Raw genomic sequence first — 21,949 nt, forward strand, 5'->3', positions numbered from 1 at the left:
ATTTTCAGCCGAACGCTCCTTCCGGAAACAGCCCGCCTTCCTGCAACACGATCAAGCTCCGCAGCTCCTCATCGCTCATTTCCGTCAGCCATTGCTCGCCAGAGCCAACCACCTGCTCGGACAGCGACTTTTTCCGCTCGATTAATTCGTCGATCCGCTCCTCCAGCGTTCCTTGGCAAATCAGCTTATGCACCTCAACGTTCTTCTGCTGTCCGATCCGGAACACCCGGTCCGTCGCCTGGTTCTCCACGGCCGGGTTCCACCACCGGTCATAGTGGACGACGTGGTTAGCCCGAGTCAGGTTGAGACCGACCCCACCCGCCTTCAGCGATAACACGAAGATCGGTGAGCCCTCGCCGTCCTGAAATGCCCGCACCATGGTATCCCGGTCCGCCTTCGGCACTCCGCCGTGAAGAAAAAACGGCCGGACGCCGTACCGCTCTGCGAGCCGCTCCTTCAACAGCTCGCCCATCCGCACGTATTGGGTGAAAATCAACGCGGCTTCCCCACTGTCCATAATCAGATCGAGTAATTCGCCGAGCCGCTCCATCTTGCCCGAGCGCCCGAAAGCGACAGACTCCGATGTCCGGACTCCTTGAACCAGCTCGGGATGATCGCAGATTTGCTTCAGCCGCGTCAAGGAAGATAGCACCAAACCCTTGCGGGCAATGCCGTTATGGTTGCCGATCCGACCGAGCAACTCCGCCGTCACCGTTTGGTACAAGCGGGCTTGTTCGACGGTTAGCGAGCAGTAGGATTTCAGCTCGATTTTCTCCGGCAGGTCCTTGCGGATGTCCGGATCGCTCTTGAGACGGCGCAGCAAGAACGGGGCGACCAGCTTCCGCAGCTTCTGCAGCTCAGCCGTTTGCTGCTCTCCCCCGGCTCCGGTATAACGTGTCCGAAACGAAGCGTGCGTGCCCAGGTACCCGGGATTGAGAAACTGAAAGATCGACCATAGCTCACTCAGCCGGTTTTCGACAGGGGTGCCCGTCATGGCGATCCGATGCGGCGCACTGAGCTTCATCACGCTTTGCGCCTGCTTGGTGCCATAATTTTTGATATATTGGGCTTCGTCCAGCACGACCGTCGTCCAATCCGCCGACCGGAGTTCCTTGGCATCTCGACCAGCCAACTGATACGTTGTCAGGATGACGTCGCATGCCTGGTACTCCTGCAGAAAGCGCTCGTCGCGGTAGCGGTCGCTCCCATGATGCACGTACAGGCGCAGCCCCGGAGCAAAACGGGTGAACTCGCGCTGCCAGTTGCCCAGCAGAGAGGTTGGGCAAATGATCAGGCTTTTTCCCCTCGTCTGCGAGGCGTCATCCAACAGCACGGAGATGACCTGGACCGTTTTTCCCAAGCCCATATCGTCGGCCAGCAAGGCGCCGAACCCGAGCTCGCGCATTGTGGTCAGCCACTGGTATCCCCGCTCTTGATAGGGCCGCAGCGTCCCGTTCAACCCGGGGGGCACAGGCCGCGGTCGAGGTTGACGGACCGCAGCACCGGTCATCAACAGGGATAACATCCCGGTGGTTTCGATCCCGGCGATATCTACGCCTTCCAGTTGGATATCCTCCTCACCGGAAGCCAAATGCATCAATTCCCGGAAGGTCAGGGTTCCATTCTCATGGCGCTTCATAAACTTGAGCACCTGACGAATTTCCTTCACATCTACTTCAATCCATTCGCCGCGAAAAAAAACGAGTGGCAGCTTCGCCGACGCCAACTCGGCCAGTTCTTCCCGGGTCAGTTCGCGGTCGCCAAGCAGCGCCTCCGCTTCAAAAGCGACCAGTTGGTCCACGCCCAGCTTCGACATTCCCGCCGTCCCGCTATCCGGCAATCCACCCGCAAAACCCTGGGTTTTGATACGAATGCTGGCGGGACGACGCCCCTCTCGGGTCCAGCGGCTTGGCATTTGCACGGTTACTCCGTGCTTTCGCAGCGCCGGTACCGACTTGCTTAAGAACGCAAACACTTCTTCCGGTTCCAGGATGAGTTCCTGCGGACGCGGGGCCTCCAGGGCAGCGGCGACTTCCCGGGATACGTCAGCCCCCTTGTTCAACCGCAGCAGGAAATTCTCCTGCACATTCCGGTACAGGAGACCGTGAATTTCCATGTCCGGCTCGGGGTAACTCCAGATAAGTCCAGCCGGCAGCAGCACGCGGGTATCCTCGGCTCCTTCAGCCCAAAGGCTAAGCCGCCAGGTCGAAGTCGCTGCCGCAGCTCGATCCTCCTCCGTCGCTTCGCCGCCCCCTTGGTAAGGCTCCACGCGAAGGCATAAGCGCAAGCTTCCGGTCGCCAGACCGTCGGCCTCGGGTTCCTCGGCCCGGGGACGTCCGCCTCCGGCAGCGGCAACGTCTGTACTCAGTTGCTCCAGCTCCGCCGCACTCCCTTGAATATCTGCGGGTTGCCCACCGGTTAGCAGGCCGTTCCACCACAGCTCGGATAGTGGCGAGGAACCCCGGTGATAGTCCGCCCGGCTGGGATTCAGCTTCCGCCCTAAATCCTGAACCGCCCCGCGCGTTTCGTGATCGATCATTGCGGTTAGAAACGAGTGCAGCACCGCCATCTGCCGGTCCTCCAGCGATCCCTCGTCTTCGGAGGATGCCCCGGCCCCCGTTTGAACCGCGGCTAAGCAAATCGGCGGCATCGCACCGGCAAGTCGCTGAAACCGGGCCGCATCCTCCGGCTCTGTCAGCGATGGCCCCCAGGCTGCCCGCATTTGCCCCTGCGCCCCGCGCCGCCGTCCGGTGGCTGCCACCGGGCGTATGTTCGGCGCAATCCGGCCGCGCAGCAGCAGTTCCAAGGCAAACCGGGCTGCTTTGCTCCAATAGCCCATTTCCGCTCCCGGCTTGATCCCTTGCTCCTCCCAGACCGATTCGTCCCATTGCAGCAGCAGGCGCCACGCCTCGGGTACGGGCAAAGCCAATCCCTCCAGCGACCGTCCGACTAAACTCCGCCGTTCTCCGCTCTTATAGGACCTCCGCACGGAAGAGACTGGATACCTGACCTCCGCGAGTCGCAGTACGGCATGCTGAAAAGGGCGGACTCCCGGCTCCAGCTCCTTGCGCCGGAGCACTGCGGTCCAAGCATCCACCTTCGACTCCGATACTTCACCGGAGAAGCAAAACAATATGTCGCCCAACCATATTCCGTAAAGACGTTGATTCATGATGATCTCCCGTCGGTTATCCTGATTCCTACCAAAATTCATTACTAACATCTTATACGAAAAACGCCGCTTATAAAACCGTCTTCCCTCCCGCCTTCTCTACTTCGCCAGAAGCGCCCTGATCTTTAGAAGAACCAACCGTGAGGTACGATCCATCGCACAACTTTAGTGCCTGCCTATTGTATTCGGTTTTTCGTATCTAATACCGTGCTAATGTCAAAAAATTTCGCAATGTATTCGAAATTTCATACAGATTGTCGGCTAATGTCCCCTTAATGGGCAAATAAGTATGAAATTTCATATACAATCGGTTGAAATCTCCGAATTTGCCCCAATGTGTTCGGTTTTTCGCATACATTAGCGCCTTACGTCCCTTACGCCCTTTCGGCTATCGCCTTCCTTACCGACTTTCGCCCTTTCCGCCTCATCGCCTTCCCCACCGCCATACATCTTTTCCGCCTCATTGCCTTCCCTACCGCCTTACACCTTTTCCACCTCATCGCCATTCGCCATATTGCCATATCGCCTCATTCTTCGGGACCCTCCGACATTCAGGCAACTAGCGGTAATTCTTCTTGCGATAAAAAAGCCGCCGAAAGGCTTTCGCCTCCGGCAGCTTTCCCGACTCAACGAGCCGGATCTTGAGCTTTCGTTATTTGACCGCGATAACCTCGATTTCAACCAGGCCGTCCTTTGGCAGGCGCGCTACTTCAACAGCGCTGCGTGCAGGAAATGGCTCGGCAAAAAACGAACCGTACACTTCGTTCACCTTCGCAAAATCATTCATGTCCTTCAGAAATACGGTCGTCTTGATGACCTTGTCCAATCCGCTCCCGGCAGCAGCCAGCACGGCCTGAACGTTCCGCAACGATTGTGCGGCCTGCGCTTCGACCCCTTCCGCGAGCTGACCGGTTTCCGGAACCAGCCCCAACTGACCGGAAGTGAAGATCAAATCGCCCAACTGAATCCCTTGCGAATACGGGCCAATCGCACCCGGCGCGGACGTCGTGGAAATTACATGTTTCTCCATAACCTGTCATCCCATCCTTTCTACACCCATTTTAACGATAACCGGTCCCTTACGGCAACCCAGACAACTAACTTACCTCGCCGTTATGTTCCCGGGCTGGTTTTAACGGTAAATAGAAAGAAAACGCGCTGCCCTGGCCTTCCTTGCTGGTCATGCAAATGTGACCGCCCAGCAGTCGGGCCAGGTTACTGCTGATCGAAAGGCCCAATCCGGTCCCCCCGTATCGCCGGCTAATCGAACCGTCCGCCTGCTGAAACGCCTCGAAGACAGCCAACTGCTTGTCCTCGGCTACACCGATGCCCGTGTCCGATACGGTGAAGACGATCCATTCCGTTTCAGACGTATCGTCCGCCGGCGCTTTGCGGATATCCAGTTCCACCTGCCCCATATGTGTGAACTTAAATGCGTTGGACAGCAAGTTTCGCAGGATTTGTATGATCCGCTGCGGATCGGAGATGATTGAATCGGGTAAGCCCGCTTCCTGCGTAATCTTGAATTCGATATTCTTCTGGGCGGCAATCCGCTCGAATTGTGCCTGCATCCAGACGGGAAGCTCGGCCAACACTACTTCTTCGGCCGTAATCTCCAGCCGCCCCGCCTCGACCTTGGACAAATCCAGAATGTCGTTGATAATCTGCAGCAGCTCATGTCCAGATTTATGAATAATGCGGCCGTATTCCGAGATCTCCTCTCCGGCCTCGTCCGATTCTCCGATCATTTCCGCCAGATTGATGATGCTGTTTAGCGGCGTACGCAGTTCATGTGACATCGTCGCCAGAAACTCCGATTTGTAACGGGAAGCTTGAGCTAGTTGCTTGGCCCGATCCTCCAGCCCGATCTTGGCCTTGTGCAGCTCATCAGTCTGTTTGCGAAGCAGCTCGTTGGCGTACTTCAGCTCCAGATTTTGCCTCGCTCCAAGTTGGAAATCGCGAAGAATCAAGGCAAACAGCAGGCTGAGTACGATGCTCATCGGCAGCGCAACCGGCATGACTTCAAACAAATAACGCTGCGCCGGCATGACACCGAATAAGGTGATGTTTAGACTATTCACCAAATTCACGACCAGAATCGTGACCATGCCTTTAACAACAAAGCGATGATGGGTGCGTCGCATCCAAATGTTTAAGCCGGCACAAACAAAGCCCAGGAGCGTCAGGTTCAGCAAGCCTACCATCGCCGCTTCGCTGTAGCCTAACGTCAACCGGGCCAAACCGATGCCGATCCCGATCAAGACCATCGTCAGCGGACTCGAATACACAAAAGCCGCAATAATCAGCGGTACCACGCGTAAATCATACAAAACGTCGTCCGCAAACTGGAAACCAAACTTCATGCAGATCCAGCCCGCTAAAATCATTAATAGAACGGACAGCACGTAAAGGGTGTTCTGCGACATTTTTCTCAAACCGTATTTATATAGGATATTGGCCAAATATGCCACTGTGATCAACAAACACAGATTCAACACAAAGGTATTACCGATCCCCATATCCCCACTCCTGTTGCCGAATCGGCTAGCTACTGAAGATCAGCCGGATTCTTTACTTTGGTTGTCCCGCCGATAATACTGCACGAACAATTCGGCGAAATACGGATCCCACTGGGTTCCGCGGCCTTGCTCCAGTATCTCGATGGCTTGGTCTCGCTCCAAACCCTTACGGTAAGGACGGTCGGAGGTCATCGCGTCAAAGGCGTCAGCCACGGCGATAATCCGTCCGAACAGCGAGATCTCTTCCCCGGACAATCCATCCGGGTAACCCCCGCCATCGTAACGTTCGTGATGCGACCGGACCCCCGGCAAATAGGGGGCCATTGCGTCCGCAGGCTCCACCTGCTTCAATATCGCCTCTCCGAGCACGGGGTGTTGCTTCACCTGCTCCCATTCCTCTTCAGTCAAACGGCCTTCCTTCAGCAGAACGGCATCGCGAATGCCGATCTTGCCGATATCATGGAGCAGTGCCGACTTGCGCAATTCATCGATGCGCTCCTCGGACAAATGGGCCAGTTCGCCGATTTTGACGGCATATTCCGCAACTCGCAGGGAATGACCGGCCGTATATGGATCGCGGGCATCCAGCGCTGCCGCCAAAGTAGCGAAATAGCTATCCACCAACTGGCTGTTCAGGGCCGCCTGGGTTTGCAACCCCCGCAACATATGATTAAATCCCGAGACCAGCCTCGAGAACTCGTCGGAAAACAAGTCGCTTGCTCCCGTTCGGATATGGCCGGACTTCACTTCGGCCATCCGTTCGTACAAATGCTGAATAGGCAGCATAATTTCACGCGCCAGCAGCCGGGAGCCGATCAACGCAAAGACGATGCTCACGGCCAAAATATATCCGGCCCATTGCCAATAGGTATAGACCCCATGGCCATAGTCCTCGAGCCGAAACTGCATCGATAAGCTGTACAGCAGCAAAGGGGCCATGCTCATCAAGAAAAAGCTCCATTTTAACTTTCGAGATACAGGGACGATAACCCTTCCATGAAGCGATAATTCCTTACCAAACATCTTGCGACTCCAGGCGATGAGCTCCTCCAGTACCGGCCGGATCGCATAGGAAGTTAAATAGTATTCAACCAAAGCGTGCATGCCGCTGACCAGCATACCGCCCAGGGCGGCAAGCAGCACGTAGTAAGGCGGAATAGACAAGCGGCCGGCATGGATCAATCCCAGCGTTAAACCCGCACTGGGGACGACCAGACCAAATAAATGCGGACCGAGAATCCGCTTGACGGCAAGCGAAGGCAGCCGGTGTGTGCGTATGTATACATTTTGAAGCGTTTGATAGCTGCCGACTTCCTCCATGAATACGCTATGGATCGGCTTGATCTGCCGGGTAAATACGAACCATTCCAGCCCCAGCATGCAACAGAGCGACAGGCCCAAGATGCTGATCAGCCACGCATATTCCGATGGGGGTATATCCAAAGGCGCAGCGGCGATCAGACTCGCGATCGCGATGAGCGCCAGCAAGGAGCCGGCTGCGTAATTAAGTAAGAGGCGCGAAATAAACGTCCTGTACACCGTCAAAGAGGATGCCTTCTTTCCGTTTCGCGATATTTTCGGGCATGCCCGCTTCTATCTATATCGGCAGCAATCATGACTATTTTCATAAGTCGATTGGAACTTTTTGTGTATAAGCCCTCATTCCGGATGGTCCGATGGCCGCTCGCATGAAAAACTTGCCAATATTTAGTCTTTAAGAACTAGGCACTCAGACCGATTAAGGATTAGAGGCAACCTGTTCTTTTCGCCTTCTTATCAGCGCCATCTTAAAAAAATAAATATTTTAAAAATTAGGTAATCGCTTTCAATTGTTGGATCCCTTACGGGGCGCCGTCTCCGCCGATTTGGGAAGTTGTTTTATGTCACACCTCATGTGATTTATTTCACATTAACACCTATTTTATTATGCTAAAATTCCATCGAACAAAGGTTTTGGGACTCCCGGATCCCCCATAAAATCGGCCTTTTTTACCGCCCCGACACTGATTTCCGTTATTAAAATGTCTTCACATTTTAATATATATATTTCATTCACTGGAGGTCTCTATCATGAAGAAAGCTTCAATCATCCTTAGCAGTGCCCTGCTGCTCGGTGTATTGGCCGGCTGCGGGTCGAACAATGACGCGAACAACGCGAATACGGCAGAACCGGCAAACAACGCGGCGGCGACTAACGAAACAAACGCGGGAAGCAACAATGCGGCTGCAGAGCAAGGCAAGTATCAAGACGGCGTATACTTTGCCAAAGGTGAAGTGGATGCGGAATCCGGCTGGCAATCCTACGTTACCCTGACGGTATCCGGCGGCAAGATCACGGAAGCCAAATGGAACGGGTTGAGCGAGAAAGCTCCTGTCGATAAAGTGACTTACTCCAAAGAAGGCAAATACGGAATGAAAGCTGGCGGCGCTTCTTCCGAATGGCATGAGCAAGCCGAGAAAGTCGAGCAATTCCTGATCGAGAAACAAGATCCTAAAGCAGTCACTTTGAACGATGAAGGCAAAACCGACGCAATTTCCGGTGTTTCCGTCCATGTAAGTGAATTCTTTAACTTGGCTGATCAAGCGTTGGCTGCCGGTCCAGTTGAAGCTGGTCCTTACAAAGACGGTACCTACCATGCGGAAGGAGCCGCTTTCGACGAACATTCCGGTTGGAAAGATACCGTTGATGTCGTTGTTGCCGCAGGTAAGATCGTTAAAGTCAACTTCAGTGGCGTAAACGACAAAGGGGAAGACAAGAAGCAATACTCGATCGACGGCAAATATGGCATGAAAGCCGGCGGCGCGCAAGCCGAATGGCATGAAGAAGCGGCTAAAGCCGAAGCTTATTTGGTTGAAAAACAAGATCCGGCATCCGTCACATTTAACGCAGAAGGCAAAACCGATGCTATCGCCGGCGCTTCGATCACGCTGCAACCTTTCTTCGAACTCGTTACCAAGGCACTTGAATCCGCGAAATAATCGCATATTACCACCCACCCTAAAATGAGAAGGTGAATCTCTTGAAGAAAATCGTAGTTTTGGGCGGCGGTTATGGCGGTGTTGTTACTTCCAAGCATCTGGCCAAACTGTTCAAAAAAGAAAAAGACGTGGAGATCCAGCTGATTGACCGGAACCCCTATCACACGTTGCTGACCGAACTGCATGAAGTCGCAGCGAACCGGGCACCCGAAGATTCGGTCAAAATTGAACTGAAGAAGATTTTTGCCGGGCAAAAAGTCGACGTAGTTCTGGATTCTATCGATGCCATTGATTTTAACGCCAAAGAACTTCGTTCCGAGCTAAATACCTATAAATACGATTACCTCGTTATCGGTACCGGTTGTAAACCGACCTTCTTCGGGATCCCGGGCGCTGAAGAACATGCGTTAACCCTGTGGTCCTATGAAGACGCCGTGCGTCTGAAAGAGCAAGTACGCAACAAGTTTAGCGAAGCAGCCAAGGTTCGCAATGCAGCCAAACGCCGCAAAATGCTGTCCTTCGTCGTGGTAGGTGCCGGCTTCACCGGCGTGGAATTGGTTGGCGAATTGGCCGAATTCCGTGACGAGCTCTGCAAAGAGTTCTTTATTGATCCGAGCGAGGTGCGTCTGGTCGTCGCCGATATGGCTCCGAAAATCCTGCCGATTTTGCCGGACAAATTGATCCAAAAAGCTGCGAAACGACTGCACAAGATGAACGTAGAAATCATTACGAGCGCCAAGATCACCGGCGTTACGCCAACCAGCGTACAGCTTGGCGAAGGCCAAGAACTGGAAGCTGATACGATCGTTTGGACGGCTGGGGTCGAAGGCTCCGAGCTCGTCGGCAAGCTCGATGTGAAACAGGAAGGCCGCAAACGGATCGTGACCAACGATAAGCTGCAAAGCATCGATCACGAGAACGTTTATATCGTCGGCGACAACATCTTCTTCATTCCGGAAGGCGAAACCCGTCCGGTACCGCAGATGGTTGAGAACGCCGAACAAGCCGGTCCTCTTATCGCACATAACATTCATGCGGACATTCACGGCAAACCGAAGAAGTCTTATAAACCGGGCTTCCACGGAACCATGGTATGTATCGGCAGCCGCTACGGCGTAGCGAATGTCGGCCTGCCGAATAAAATGTTTATGCTCAGCGGCTTCATGGCGATGTTCAGCAAGCACTTGATCAATATGTACTATCTGTTCACCGTGGCTGGTTTTGCCAAAGTATGGACTTATATGATGCATGAATTCTTCCATGTGAACAATCGCAGAAGCTTTGTTGGCGGTCACTTTGCGAAGCGTTCGCCCAACTTCTGGCTCTTGCCGCTGCGGATCTTCGTTGGCTACAAATGGCTGGAGGAAGGCATCGACAAGCTTCCGAAAGTGTGGAAAGATCCTTCGAACATCTTCTTGATTCCAGCATCTCCAAATGCCGACGTCATCTCGGCGGCCAGTGAAGCAGCCGGTGAAGTAACCAAAACCGTAGATGCCCAGGCGGCAGCTTCGGCTGTAGAAAGCGCCTCGACGGCAGTTACCGCCTTACCGGTGCCAGGATTTATCAAATCGATCGTTGGCTGGTTTATGAATGTGTTCTTCTACACTTCAGACGGCGGTTACACCGCTCTGGCCACCGTATTCCAATTCTTCATGGTCTTTGCGGAGATCGCGCTTGGCGTCATGATTATCGTGGGTCTGTTCACCGCAATCGCTTCGGCAGCCACTGTCGCACTCGGCGTCATGATCTGGTCCTCCAGCATGGCTTCGACGGAAATGCTGTGGTACATGACCGCAGGCGTCGCTTTGATCGGTGGATCGGGCAGCGCGTTTGGCTTGGATTACTACGTACTCCCTTGGCTCAAGAAACAATGGAAACGAATCCCGCTCGTGCGAAGATGGTATCTCTACACGGAATAATGACAGCTCTTTATAAAACCTTGAACCGGAGTAATGTACGCTTGGCGCACATTACTCCCCTTTTTCTCCTTTGCCGAAATCGGTGTCAGGGTCCCTGCAAGCCTACCTGCTTTTAGGTGCAAGTTCAAAAAGTCAGGTTTTGAGTTCTTGCTTCGTGGTTGAAAGATGACTTTTTTGAACTACCTCTTTAAGGAGTGTGTGTCTTTATGAATCATCCTAAGCTCATCCAAGACGCTTATCGCTTATTGCAGGGCGAAATCTCGCCCGAGGCCGGCATAAAGTTAGATTTACCCCATGAAGAAGTAACCCCTCTAGCCGTTCTACTGGAGCAATACGACATGACGCCGGTACGCCAGTGCCAGCTGTTATCCATTTACATCGCAATCAAGCTCGCTCTTCAACGCCACAGCGAATGCAGCTCCCTCGCCCCTGGTGAAACGCTGACCCGCAAGGTGTTGGACGGCGACTATCTATACAGTTTTTACGTCGAGCTTTGCCTGAAGTGGGAAGAATACGACCTGTTGACGCATCTTGCTCCTATTATCAAGCAAATGCAAATCAAACGCGTCGAGGGACGCCCCGAGGACGAGCGCTTGATCAAGGCCTTGGAACTATTTCTACAGCTAGAGAACAACCGCAGCACCGCCACAAAGGCAATGTGAGGCGCAAAATTGCCATCTGTCGTCTTCGCACAGCAACCGCCGCTACGGATCTGTAACGTAGACCGCTAAAACATGCCAGGAGGGATCGCCATGAAGCTTGAGGAATCGCTGAACATCTCTTTGAATACGGTCGATCGGGAAATCGAAAACATGGTGAAATACGACCGTGACGTCCCCCGTTCCTCCCAGCTTGCCAAAAGCATCGTGGAGCTGATCCGTTCAGGCGGTAAGCGGGTTCGCCCCCTGATGGTCATCGTCGGCAGCCGGTTTGGTCCGAGTCCCGATCCCAAGAAGGTATGGCGGCTCGCTGCCGCTGCAGAGTTTATTCACGCCGCTTCTCTGATCCATGATGACATCATAGACGATTCGACGCTGCGCCGCGGACAGAAAGCGATGCACATCAAGCTGGGCGTCAGTAGCGCCCTGCATGTCGGCAATTATATGTCCGCCAGAGTCATCGAGCTGATCTCCGTCTATTCCGCGGAACGGGAGAAATTCGTTTACGACCTCTCCTCCCTGGCTACGACGAAGCTTTGTTTAGGCGAATACCAGCAACTCTCCCATCTGTTTGATTACGACGTGACGATTCCGGAATACTTGGAGAAGTCCAAGAACAAAACCGCTCAACTCATGGCGACCTGCCTGCAGATCGGCGCGAAGGCCGCCGGCGCGAACGCAGAGACGGCTCAGTTGCTGTATACCTTCGGCGAAAAGCTTGGCATGTCTTTCCAAATCCGCGACGATGTGCTCGACTTCACCCAATCTTCCGAGAAGCTGGGCAAGCCGGCCGGCAGCGACCTGCGCAGTGGTCAGGTGACGCTTCCCGTCCTGTACGCCCTTCAGAACAAGACGCTGGCGCCATCGATCCGGGCGATTACGGCAGACAGCCCCTCTGCGGAAGTGGACGCCGTTGTAGCGGCGATCCAGGCGAGCGGCGCACTGGAGCAAACCGAGGAGCTGAGCCGCCGGTACCTTGGTGAAGCACAGGACATCATTGATCAGTTGAGTCCGTATCCGGCGCACCGGGATCTGCAAGCGCTTCTAGATTATTTTGGCGGACGGGAGAAGTAATTCATACGATAAAGCGCGAATCTCAGGGATGAATGTCCTTGAGGTTCGCGCCTTTTTTTGCGTTATAAACAATTTCCTTGATTTTCCGATATATGGGTTAGAGTGATTTCGAATAGGGGGTTGCGTTCATATGCGAATCACACCTATGAGTCAAAACCAGAAGAATTCCAATGCGCTGCATCAAGTTGTTTCCATGCTGAATGAACGTGCGCAGCAGAAAGATTTCGGAGTCGAGCAAGAGCTTCTCACCCAGAAACTAGCATTGGCCGAGACGACGAAGAGCGATCAGCAACAAAGCAACCCGACAGGGGTAACGATAAGTGTCGGTGCCTCAAACTTAAACCGGGCGATATCCACCTACGATAACTTATTGAACGGGTTGGAGCCGGTGGAGAAATATATCGCTGTACTGGATAAGCGAGAACAGGCCTTACAAGATGCCCGGGACAACCCACAAACGAGTGCGGAAGAACTGGCAACGCTTGAGCAAAGCGTAAGTCTGGTCAAATCCCGCATCCAGGATCAGGTTAACCTGATGACCGATTTTTATGGGAAATTCTATATTGGCGTGAGTCGGCTGAATCAGCAGGCTCCCCTGCTGCCGCCGGGACATAACTCCCTATCGGCCCAAGATTTGGGATGGAGTAATTTAACGGGGAAAAGCGCTGCCGAGATCGGAGATCTGTACCGCCGCACCGTGACGGAACTGTCCGATTATCAAGCGCAGCTCGAACAAACGGCCGGGATCATCTCGAAACCCCGCAACAACACAGTGGATCGCAACTCACAAGAATGGCAGGCTGAAATCGAGGAACTGGACCGTTCCCTCCGGCCCTTTAATGTCATCGAAAAGATGGAAGTCGACTACTCCCAGCATATTAATATCCGAATCTAAGTTAACCCCCCACGTCTGTCGCTAGGCGCGGGGGGTTTTTAGCTTAGCTATTTCAACAGAAAGTAATCGGCGAGCGCAAAGAACAAAATCACCATGCTGATTACCTGGTTTAAATTGTATGAGGCCACGTTCATGCGTTTTCGGTTCGACGGTTTGATGATTTTGTGCTCCGTCATCAACAGCAGGATGGCCAAGATGATTCCCGTGATATACAGCCCCCCCAGGTGGCGTATGGGGATTAAAGCAATCAGCAGCAGAACCATGATGAAATGCAACCCTGCAGCGATACGCAAGCCGTTCCTCAACCCAAAGGCGCTGGGAATGGACCAAAGGCGGTGACTACGGTCAAAATCGATATCCTGAGAGCCGTAGATAATATCAAACCCGGCGATCCACAACATGACGATCGTGCCGAGAATAAACGGCGTAAACGCAAACTGGCCGGTGACGGCGAACCAGGCGCCGATCGGAGCCGAAGCGATCGTAAACCCAAGGTACAGATGACTGAGATACGTAAACCGCTTCGTATAGGAGTAAGACGAGATGAGGAAGATAGCGACCGGTGACAGGATCAGGCACAGGATGTTCAACATCCCCGCGGCAAAAATAAAGATCGCATAGTTGATGACAACAAACACCAGCACCTCCTTCGACTCCAGCAGCTTCCGCGGCAGATGGCGATGCGCCGTGCGCGGGTTTTGCGCGTCAAAGACGCGGTCGACCACGCGGTTAAATGCGTTTGCCCCGTTTCGGGCCCCGATCAGGGCGATCAGCCCCCACAGCATCACGCGCCATGACGGGAACCCTTCCGCGGCCCAAATCATCGAGATGATCGCGAAGGGCAGCGAAAACAATGTATGCGAAAACATCACCAATTCGCTGTACAACCGGATTTTGGTGCCGATTTTACGGGCTACTTCCATGGGATGGTCACTCTCCTTTAAAGCATTCTGCATTAAGCCCCAACACTACAGCGCCCAGCCCCTTCGAGCCATCCCTACTAGCCGCCAGATAAATAGCGGTAAAATGTACCGCTATTTATTGGAAAACTGCCGGTATGACCGAAATAGCGGTATTTTCTACCCTTATATCGCGTCTAAAGTCGGGTTATTCCGGCTTAGTCGGTAAATAAGGGTACTTTATACCGCTATTCGGGCGACCAGAGGTTGGGAGCAGCGAAATAACGGTATTATTTACCGTTATTTCGCCGGCCTGGGCGTTGGCGGGGCCGGGGCGGAGGGGGCCGTTACGCCAGCTCCGCCAGTACGGCTTCGAGCGCATCCAGCATGCCGCGCACGTCGTCCTCGGCGATGACCAGCGGCGGTTGGAAGGCTAGAACGTTGCGGTTTACGCCGTTCTTGCCGATGATATAACCGCGGTCCAGCATCCCCTCCAGCACGTCGTCGACGAGCTGCGCGCCGCGCTCGGGCTCCTCGGCGCAGAGCTCCGCGCCGAGCATCAGCCCCGCGCCGCGCACTTCGGAGACGTGCTGCGGGAACCGCGCGGCGAGGCGCGTCAGGCCGCCGCGCAGCAGCTCGCCGAGGCGCTCTGCCCGCTCGGGCAGGCGATGCGCCTCGATGTAGTCCAGGACCGCGAGCGCGGTCACGGACGAGACGGGGTTGCCGCCGAACGTGGAGGCGGATGGCCGGTTCAGGCTGGCTGCGATCTCGTCGGTGGTGGCGAAGCCCGCCACCGGGATGCCGCTGCCGAGCGCTTTGGCCATCGTCAGAATGTCCGGCGTGACACCGTACCGGTCCATGGCGAACATCCGGCCCGTCCGGCCAAACCCGGTCTGAATCTCATCGGCGATCAGCAGCACGCCGTGCTGCTCCAGCAGCCGTTTCACTTCAGCGAAATACCAGTCCGCCGGCGCAATGATACCGGCGTTGCCCTGGATCGGCTCGGCGATCATTGCGGCGATGGTATCGCCCTTATCCGCCAGTGCCGCCTCCAGCGCCGCGAGGGAGCGGCGTGCCGCTTCATCGGCGCTAAGCCCCCGCTCGTACGGCCGGGGGATAAACGTGACGTCCGTGTCCTGCGCCAGCTGTGGATCGGTCCGCCACATCTGGAGACCGGTCACGCTCATCGTCAGGTACGTCCGGCCGTGCAGCCCCTGCTCCAGCGCCAGGAATCCCCGCCGCCCCGTATGCATGCGGGCCAGCAGCAGGGCGCCTTCATTCGCCTCCGAGCCGCTGTTGACGAAGAACGTCCGGCGCAGATTCCCCGGCAGCACATCGGCTAGCCGCTCCGCCAAATCCACGTTGGGCTGCGTCAAATAGATCGTGCAGGTATGCTGCAGCATCCGCAGCTGCTCGGCTGTCCGTTCGGCGATTTCCGGGTTGCAGTGGCCGCTGGCCACAACGGATACGCCGGCAAAAAAGTCCGTATACCGCTTGCCGTCATGCCCGTACAAATACTGCATTTCTCCCTTCACCAGCTGCGGTGGGTTCCGATAAAAGTGGCTGGTGCATGGATAGAAATATTGCTCCCGCTTCTTCAACACTTGTTCCGGTCCAATATAGCTCTGCATATCCCTTCGCTTCCTTTCCCCCGTTAGGCTCGGCTTACTGCTGCTTCCGCCTCGTTAGCCGAAGCCTCTTCTCCGGCGCCTGCTGCCCCACTGGCGCTGCCGCCGTCAAATTGCAGCACGCCCAGCGTATAGCCGGCATAAACCGGCGTCATTCGACCAAATTGATCCCTAGCAGCATCCGGATTAGCCAGCGCCGCCTTGTAAGAACGCACGATCTCGGCCAACTGCTCTGGCTTGTAGGTTGCGCCTTCGATGCGGAAGACCGATAAGCCTGCCTCAAGCAGCTCTTTCAGGACCGGCATCAAGCAGAGTTCCTTAGCCATCATTAAATGATTGCGGCCATGGACGTCCCGGTAGACCGGGTTTTCGCCTTTATCTGTCTTCAGCACAAGGATACTGTTATCGACATAGTGGTTATCTTCCTCCGCAATGGCTTGGTACACTTCGGCGTTCTCGTACAAGTCATGCTCCATATACATGATCGCAGGCGAACCGTGTACGATGGCCTCCAGCGGTCCTGGCGCATGTGCCAGCAGCCCCGCCAGATCCTTCAGCGGCAGCTCCATCGATGCCGTCAACCGACCAACGCCAAGCCCACGGTAAAAATCGGCCGACAGACGATTGTACACATTCAGATTGAAATCGCCCACCAGTGGATAACCTTTGCCGACAAACTTGCGAATGGCGCCCAGATTAGTTACCATCAGGCCGTCGATCGGCAGCCGCTCTCCAAACAGCAATCCTTCATAGAGATCGAAATGCTGCTCCGTCATCATCCGCGGCAAGCCAAGGTACAGCTTGGCATTCCCCTTCAACGCCGCCAGTTCCTTCACGTCTTCCTTCGTAAACGGCCGATCCGGCTCGAATACGTCACCGGACAGATAGAGATGATCGGCTCCTGCCTCCAGTGCGGCTTTGGCCTGTGCCATGTTATTCACATGCACGGATATGCCCGCAACAACTCCATTCTGCCGTCCTGCCCCCTTCTTCTCTTGAGCAACGGCTACGAGCGCCTCACGGATAGCCTCAATGCGCTTCTCGCCAAGCTCACGCTCCTCTGTCGGCGTGCTGAACACCTTGCCCGTGCTGTAGAACTTGCCCGTCCCTTCATATCGCCGGTTGATGTTGGACAACCCCGGACGGCCAAACGCGTACCCTGTAGAGAAATCACGCTTGCGATTTTCGTGCAGCAGCTTCGTGTCCCGGCTGCGATCAAAGCCAACCGGATCGTTGATGTAGCGATCGATCGCGTCCCCATACGCCTTCACGAGCATGATGACGAATGCCGCGTCACGCATGCGTCCTTCGATCTTGAAGGAGGTAATCCCACCGTGGATGAGCTCCGGAATGTGCTCGTACATGAACATGTCTTTGACGGCCAGCGGGTATTCCGCCGGATAGACGTTGCCGTCTTTTTTCACACGATAATCCCAACGGCACGGCTTCAGGCATTTGCCCCGGTTGCTGCTCATGCCGAACACCATCGAGCTAAAATAGCAGTTCGCCCCATGCACCGAGCACATATCCCCATGCACGAAGTACTCCAACTCCATACCGGTCGCCTGTTGCAGATAGCGGGTAGTCATCAGATCCATCTCACGCGACGTGACGACACGGGTCACTCCCATCTCCTGCAGGGCCCGAACCATTTCCACGTTGTGCACGTTCATCATGACGGAGGAATGGACCTTGATATTTAGGCCCATTTCACGGACCAAGGACAAAACGGCGAAATCCTGTACGATAATCGCATCCGGACCCGCCGATTCCAAAAATCGCAAATACGCCTGCGCTTCCTCCAGCTCGCCTTCGTTCAGCAGATTGTTGACGGTGACGTACACTTTTTTGCCGAGGCCGTGCGCAATCTTGACCGCCTCCGTGATTTCCTCCAGGCTAAAATTGAAGCCTTTACGCATCAGACGCATATTCAGGCTAGGCCCCCCGAAATAGACCGCGTCGCAATTCTCTCCAATCACTTGTTTGAAAATTTCAAATGTTCCCGTGGGCGCAAGCAGCTCGACTTCTTTCCCATTAAAAAAACGTGCCACAGTCGTTTCCCCCTCACATGATTAAATGCCAACCTATCAACCTATCCATCCATTTCTATCTACCTTCTTGTATTGCAGGAAATACAACATTCTTACGCTATCCTCGCTTGCCCACTCCAAATGTTGCAGAAAATGCAGCAATCCGCACAGGGGAGGGCAAGCAAGCCGAGGTGCAGCACAGGTGCGCAAGGCACAGCGCCAGGAGCTATGATGCAACGTGTTAGCGCAGATGCGCGAAGCATCAGCCCCCGGTTCAAATCAAGCGGTACACCACGGCCGCTGCCGCCAGAATGATGTAGGATGCAACAAACCAGGTGTCCCGTCCCTTCCAGGCCAGCAGGTGATATTCGGAACGCGGCGCGCCGATCGTGTAGCCGCGGGACTCCATAGACAAGACGAGCTCCTCCGCCCGCCGAAAGGCGCTGACCGTGACCGGGACGAGCAGCGATACCAGCATGCGCCCCTTCTCCTTCCAAGGCAGCTCCTTCAGATCCGCACCGCGGGCAGCCTGCGCCTTGAGGATTTTGTGCGTTTCGTCCAAAATCGTCGGAATAAAACGCAGCGCGATGCTCATCATCAACGTTAGGCGTTCGGAGGAGATGCCCACCCGTCGCAGCGGCTTCAACACGCCGCTGAGCCCCTGGTTCAGCAGACCCGGCGTCGTCGTAAACGTCAGGATCGCCGTGAAGGATACCAACAGCCCCATGCGAAAGGCAGCGATCAGCCCGCTGCTCACTCCTCCGCTGTACAACGTCCAGGATCCGATGCGCCAGAGCGCCGCCCCGGATTCCACTGTCAAACACTGAACGACGAAAATAAACACCATCAGGACCCACAGCGGTTTGGCTGCCTTCAAGTAATATTTCAGTGGAATCTTGGTCGACAGCATGTAGGCGATTGAGAATGCGGCAGCCACAGCCAACGCAGGCCAAGAGCCCACGGCCACAATCGCGACCAGATAAAGCACCATCCCGGTCAACTTGGCCCGAGGGTCAACCCCGTGTACCCAGGAGCCGGTATCGATGCTGCGGCCAAACAGCAGTTTATTACGCATCTCCACCGCCTCCTTCCCCGAAAGCGCCGGCTGGGACGAACTCTTCCATACGGCCCGCCGCTGTCCGCTCTGTCTGCAGCCGGGCCAACCGTTCCGCCAGCGCCGCCGCCGTCAGACACGGCGGCTCACCCGTCAAGCCGAATTGTGCCGCCGCCTTATTCCAGTAACGAATGCACGCCGGAATCGCCAGTCCTTCGGCCTCCAGACGCGGCGCCTCTCGTGCCAGCTCCGCGGCACTGCCTTGAAACGATTTCCGCCCCTCTTTCATCACGATCCACTGCTCCGCGAACGGGAGCATCTCTTCCATCCGGTGCGTGACCACGATCACCGTTTTTCCCGCTTCGCGGTGCAGCCGGGACAGCATTTCGGCCAATTCGGCCCGGCTTTGCGGATCCAGCGTCGCCGTCGGTTCGTCGAGGGCAAGAACGTCCGGCTCCATCGCCAGCACCGAGGCAATCGCTACTTTGCGCATCTGTCCACCGCTCAGGTGAAACGGGTTGCGGTCGAGGAACGAATCATCCAGGCCGACCTGCGCTAACGCGCGGCTAGCTCGCTCCTTCGCTTCGTCTAAGGAACAGCCGAAATTGAGCGGCCCAAAGCAAAGATCCTTTTCCACCGTATCCTCGAACAGCTGTTGCTCCGGGAACTGGAAGACGAGTCCGACGCGGCGCCGCAGTTCGCGCATCGGCGGCGTCTTGCCTCCGGCTTGCATCGTCACATCCAGTACGCGAACCGTACCGCCTGTCGGCTTCAGAATGCCGTTAAAATGCTGCATCAACGTCGATTTACCCGATCCGGAGGCCCCGGCTATTCCGGCAAACACCCCGTCTGCCAGGTACAGGTCGACCTCCTCCAGCGCGCTATGCCGCCATAGGCTGCGCTCATCATAGGCAAAGTGCACTTGCTTGAACTCGATGGCCATCAGAGATCCGCCTCCTCGTCGCCGACCCGTCCTAAGCCGACAGGAAACGGTACTCCTCGCCGCTTCAACTCCTGCTGTAATCGTATTCGGTACGGGGCAATCAACCGGCAATCGGCCATCAGCGTTTCATTGCGAAACAGTTCGCCCGGCGTCAGGTCGGCAGCGACCGTCCCGCCACCCAGTACGATCGCTCGGTCAGATGCCAGGATCTCGTCGGCATCATGAGTGATCGACACCATCGTGTAACGGCCGCTTTGCTTCATCTCTCGCAGGATGGCGAGCAGCTCGCCGCGGGCTTTCTCGTCCAGCATCGAAGAAGCCTCGTCGAAAATCACGATACCCGGTTCCATCGCCAATATCGAAGCGACGGCCACCCGCTGTTTTTGCCCTCCCGACAGCTCAGCGGGATGTTTGGGCAGCAGATGGCCGATTTGCAGTTTATCCGCATATTCCCGCACGCGGGTCACCATTTCCTCCCGCGGCAGGTTGCGCCCCTCCAGACCGAAGGCGATATCCTCTTCAACAGTGGCGCCGATAAATTGATTGTCCGGATTTTGAAACACCATCCCGATCCGCGGACGCAACCGCTGGACCGTGTCCCGATTCAGCGGGGTTCCTTCCACATCAATCGTGCCGCCATTGACGGCTAACAATCCGCCTAGCAGCTTGGCTAGCGTCGATTTGCCGCAGCCATTGGGGCCCACCAACGAAACCCAGCTGCCCGAAGGGATACTCAGTGTGATTTCGTGAAGCACGGGATGCGCCGGGTGATATGCGAAGGAAACTTCCCGAAGTTCATAAGCCATTCCGGTTTCGCCCATTTCTCTCTCCCCCCTCAGGTATACTAAGCACGGGGCAGCCCCAGCTTAAGCCGTTTCCGCCAAAAAGCCTTCAAATAAAGATAGCTTCGACAGAGACGGAATCAAATATCTTACGGCGATGCCGACAGCAATACCGGTCAAGACCCCCATAATCAACAGCATCGGTAAATAATAAAAGATCTTCGACGTATTGAAGTACAGGGCAGCAGCCGTCAACTGCCCGATATTATGGGCGATCCCCCCGACGATACTGATCCCGATCACGCTCAGTCGCTTGCGGCCAACTAGCAGCAGGAACCACATCGCCGCAAAGCTGAACAGCGCCCCCATAATACTAAACAAGAAACTGGAAAAGGTCCCGAATATAAATGCAGTGAGTAGCGTCTTCAACAGTACCATCATCAAGGCGTCCCGGGCCCGCAGGAAATAGAGGCAGGTCAGCACCATAATATTGGCTAGCCCCAGCTTCGCGCCCGGTACGCTCATGTTTACCGGAATCACGGATTCGACCAGACTAAGCACAACCGCTACCGCCGCGAAAATCGCCACGATCACCGTTCTTTTTAACATTAGATTGGATTGTTCATTTAACGAGCGCATCGACATCGTCTCCTTCTCCCGAGGATACCACTTCGACCATTAACTTATGTGGTAGGCATACGATCGTCCCGCCGTTCCGGTCGATAAACCCGAAGGTCAGGCACAATTTGTCCGGGCAATCGGCGTCAATCATCTCAATGCCGTAATCATGCACCTTCAAAATGTTGTAACCGTATTCCGTTTGGATGTCCACGGTCTGTTCTTCTCCGGTCAACTGAACCGTTTTAAACAGCTTCCCGTCAACCGTAATTCTCGCTACCCGGTTTTCATTGTTGTGATTGTTTTCACTTGAATCGCCAAGCCATCTCGGTACCAAGAACACTAAAGCGACGGCAACGATTAACCCGATCAACAGGATATCTCCGCGTTTCATGGCAAACTCCCTTATTTTTTGATTATATAAATCTTAGATGAACTCATTATACATGGTGCCTCCCGCGCTCTAGTGTGACAAATATCTCACCTCATGGAGTTTTCCCAGGGTTTCACAAAATCATCACTTTAGAAGGGATTTTATGGATAACTATTGCATTTTTAAAATATTCAAAGTATAATATTAAATTAGATTGTTATGACCACGTTGCAGTTCCTCAAAAGATTATAACTCTCCTTATACCAATCCGGTATGAAATTCCTATTTGAATGACCCAAGATAAGTAAGAATTTTGACGAATTTCTGATTCACACTGGCGCGGTCATCGGAGCCGCAAGGACAATTGAGAGGTAGGGCTTTTGTTGTTTTAGAAACAGGCAGTTT

The 21,949-nt window shown here is 54.8% G+C and carries 17 protein-coding genes; 5 read left to right on the forward strand and 12 right to left on the reverse strand.

The features are described 5' to 3' along the window. Nucleotides 1-4: 4 nt before the first annotated feature. From KJS42_RS17535 to KJS42_RS17550, 4 genes are all read right to left on the reverse strand, one after another. Entirely contained in the window at nt 5-3,172 is a 3,168-nt protein-coding gene (locus KJS42_RS17535; protein WP_213623614.1) for a DEAD/DEAH box helicase, read from the reverse strand. 652 nt (nt 3,173-3,824) lie between these two features. Continuing rightward, entirely contained in the window at nt 3,825-4,202 is a 378-nt protein-coding gene (locus KJS42_RS17540; RefSeq protein WP_155608242.1) for a RidA family protein, read from the reverse strand. 67 nt (nt 4,203-4,269) lie between these two features. Then, nucleotides 4,270-5,691: a sensor histidine kinase gene (locus KJS42_RS17545; RefSeq protein ID WP_213623615.1), complete on the reverse strand. Its 1,422-nt coding sequence runs from the start codon at nt 5,689-5,691 to the stop codon at nt 4,270-4,272. Between the two features lie 39 nt (nt 5,692-5,730). Next, on the reverse strand, nt 5,731-7,230 hold the full coding sequence (locus KJS42_RS17550) for an HD-GYP domain-containing protein (RefSeq protein ID WP_306433139.1): 1,500 nt from the start codon (nt 7,228-7,230) through the stop codon (nt 5,731-5,733). A 531-nt stretch (nt 7,231-7,761) separates the two neighbouring features. On the opposite strand from KJS42_RS17550, the gene KJS42_RS17555 reads away from it, so the two are divergent. From KJS42_RS17555 to KJS42_RS17575, 5 genes are all read left to right on the forward strand, one after another. Next, nucleotides 7,762-8,670 (forward strand): FMN-binding protein, encoded by a 909-nt coding sequence (locus KJS42_RS17555; protein WP_155608245.1) that lies wholly within the window; start codon nt 7,762-7,764, stop codon nt 8,668-8,670. A 41-nt stretch (nt 8,671-8,711) separates the two neighbouring features. Then, the gene (locus KJS42_RS17560) at nt 8,712-10,589 is read left to right on the forward strand and encodes an NAD(P)/FAD-dependent oxidoreductase (protein WP_213623617.1); all 1,878 of its coding nucleotides are present in this window, start codon (nt 8,712-8,714) and stop codon (nt 10,587-10,589) included. Between the two features lie 206 nt (nt 10,590-10,795). After that, a complete protein-coding gene (locus KJS42_RS17565) occupies nt 10,796-11,251 on the forward strand; it encodes a hypothetical protein (protein WP_155608247.1) in 456 nt (151 codons plus the stop codon). A 90-nt stretch (nt 11,252-11,341) separates the two neighbouring features. After that, nucleotides 11,342-12,322: a polyprenyl synthetase family protein gene (locus KJS42_RS17570; protein ID WP_213623618.1), complete on the forward strand. Its 981-nt coding sequence runs from the start codon at nt 11,342-11,344 to the stop codon at nt 12,320-12,322. 130 nt (nt 12,323-12,452) lie between these two features. After that, on the forward strand, nt 12,453-13,217 hold the full coding sequence (locus KJS42_RS17575; protein ID WP_213623619.1) for a hypothetical protein: 765 nt from the start codon (nt 12,453-12,455) through the stop codon (nt 13,215-13,217). Between the two features lie 47 nt (nt 13,218-13,264). Here the strand turns inward: KJS42_RS17575 and KJS42_RS17580 are convergent, their stop codons facing one another. The 8 genes from KJS42_RS17580 to KJS42_RS17615 form a co-directional block, all read right to left on the reverse strand. Then, nucleotides 13,265-14,140: a UbiA-like polyprenyltransferase gene (locus KJS42_RS17580; protein WP_213623620.1), complete on the reverse strand. Its 876-nt coding sequence runs from the start codon at nt 14,138-14,140 to the stop codon at nt 13,265-13,267. Nucleotides 14,141-14,463: 323 nt separating this feature from the next. Beyond that, nucleotides 14,464-15,747 (reverse strand): aspartate aminotransferase family protein, encoded by a 1,284-nt coding sequence (locus KJS42_RS17585; RefSeq protein ID WP_213623621.1) that lies wholly within the window; start codon nt 15,745-15,747, stop codon nt 14,464-14,466. Nucleotides 15,748-15,770: 23 nt separating this feature from the next. Continuing rightward, the gene (locus KJS42_RS17590) at nt 15,771-17,795 is read right to left on the reverse strand and encodes a peptidase U32 family protein (protein WP_213623622.1); all 2,025 of its coding nucleotides are present in this window, start codon (nt 17,793-17,795) and stop codon (nt 15,771-15,773) included. Between the two features lie 253 nt (nt 17,796-18,048). Next, the gene (locus KJS42_RS17595; RefSeq protein WP_193416657.1) at nt 18,049-18,849 is read right to left on the reverse strand and encodes an energy-coupling factor transporter transmembrane component T family protein; all 801 of its coding nucleotides are present in this window, start codon (nt 18,847-18,849) and stop codon (nt 18,049-18,051) included. Then, on the reverse strand, nt 18,842-19,771 hold the full coding sequence (locus KJS42_RS17600) for an energy-coupling factor transporter ATPase (protein ID WP_213623623.1): 930 nt from the start codon (nt 19,769-19,771) through the stop codon (nt 18,842-18,844). The genes KJS42_RS17595 and KJS42_RS17600 overlap by 8 nt, the downstream gene beginning before the upstream one ends. Then, nucleotides 19,771-20,592 (reverse strand): ATP-binding cassette domain-containing protein, encoded by an 822-nt coding sequence (locus KJS42_RS17605; RefSeq protein ID WP_213623624.1) that lies wholly within the window; start codon nt 20,590-20,592, stop codon nt 19,771-19,773. The genes KJS42_RS17600 and KJS42_RS17605 overlap by 1 nt, the downstream gene beginning before the upstream one ends. Nucleotides 20,593-20,637: 45 nt before the next feature. Further along, nucleotides 20,638-21,192: a Gx transporter family protein gene (locus tag KJS42_RS17610; RefSeq protein ID WP_193416659.1), complete on the reverse strand. Its 555-nt coding sequence runs from the start codon at nt 21,190-21,192 to the stop codon at nt 20,638-20,640. Then, nucleotides 21,176-21,565 carry a NusG domain II-containing protein gene (locus KJS42_RS17615; protein ID WP_155608256.1) on the reverse strand — a complete coding sequence of 130 codons (390 nt, stop codon included), beginning with the start codon at nt 21,563-21,565 and terminating at the stop codon, nt 21,176-21,178. Before KJS42_RS17615 ends, KJS42_RS17610 begins: the two co-directional genes overlap by 17 nt. Between the last annotated feature and the right edge of the window lie 384 nt (nt 21,566-21,949).

The sequence above is a fragment of the Paenibacillus sp. J53TS2 genome, assembly GCF_018403305.1.
In the GTDB taxonomy this organism is placed as follows: Bacteria; Bacillota; Bacilli; order Paenibacillales; family Paenibacillaceae; genus Fontibacillus; species Fontibacillus rhizolycopersici.

Coding starts and splice junctions, on each gene's coding strand:
- KJS42_RS17535 (WP_213623614.1), bottom strand. CDS start 3,172: ATGAATCAACGTCTTTACGGAATATGGTTGGGCGACATATTGTTTTGC.
- KJS42_RS17540 (WP_155608242.1), bottom strand. CDS start 4,202: ATGGAGAAACATGTAATTTCCACGACGTCCGCGCCGGGTGCGATTGGC.
- KJS42_RS17545 (WP_213623615.1), bottom strand. CDS start 5,691: ATGGGGATCGGTAATACCTTTGTGTTGAATCTGTGTTTGTTGATCACA.
- KJS42_RS17555 (WP_155608245.1), top strand. CDS start 7,762: ATGAAGAAAGCTTCAATCATCCTTAGCAGTGCCCTGCTGCTCGGTGTA.
- KJS42_RS17565 (WP_155608247.1), top strand. CDS start 10,796: ATGAATCATCCTAAGCTCATCCAAGACGCTTATCGCTTATTGCAGGGC.
- KJS42_RS17570 (WP_213623618.1), top strand. CDS start 11,342: ATGAAGCTTGAGGAATCGCTGAACATCTCTTTGAATACGGTCGATCGG.
- KJS42_RS17575 (WP_213623619.1), top strand. CDS start 12,453: ATGCGAATCACACCTATGAGTCAAAACCAGAAGAATTCCAATGCGCTG.
- KJS42_RS17580 (WP_213623620.1), bottom strand. CDS start 14,140: ATGGAAGTAGCCCGTAAAATCGGCACCAAAATCCGGTTGTACAGCGAA.
- KJS42_RS17585 (WP_213623621.1), bottom strand. CDS start 15,747: ATGCAGAGCTATATTGGACCGGAACAAGTGTTGAAGAAGCGGGAGCAA.
- KJS42_RS17595 (WP_193416657.1), bottom strand. CDS start 18,849: ATGCGTAATAAACTGCTGTTTGGCCGCAGCATCGATACCGGCTCCTGG.
- KJS42_RS17600 (WP_213623623.1), bottom strand. CDS start 19,771: ATGGCCATCGAGTTCAAGCAAGTGCACTTTGCCTATGATGAGCGCAGC.
- KJS42_RS17605 (WP_213623624.1), bottom strand. CDS start 20,592: ATGGGCGAAACCGGAATGGCTTATGAACTTCGGGAAGTTTCCTTCGCA.
- KJS42_RS17610 (WP_193416659.1), bottom strand. CDS start 21,192: ATGCGCTCGTTAAATGAACAATCCAATCTAATGTTAAAAAGAACGGTG.
- KJS42_RS17615 (WP_155608256.1), bottom strand. CDS start 21,565: ATGAAACGCGGAGATATCCTGTTGATCGGGTTAATCGTTGCCGTCGCT.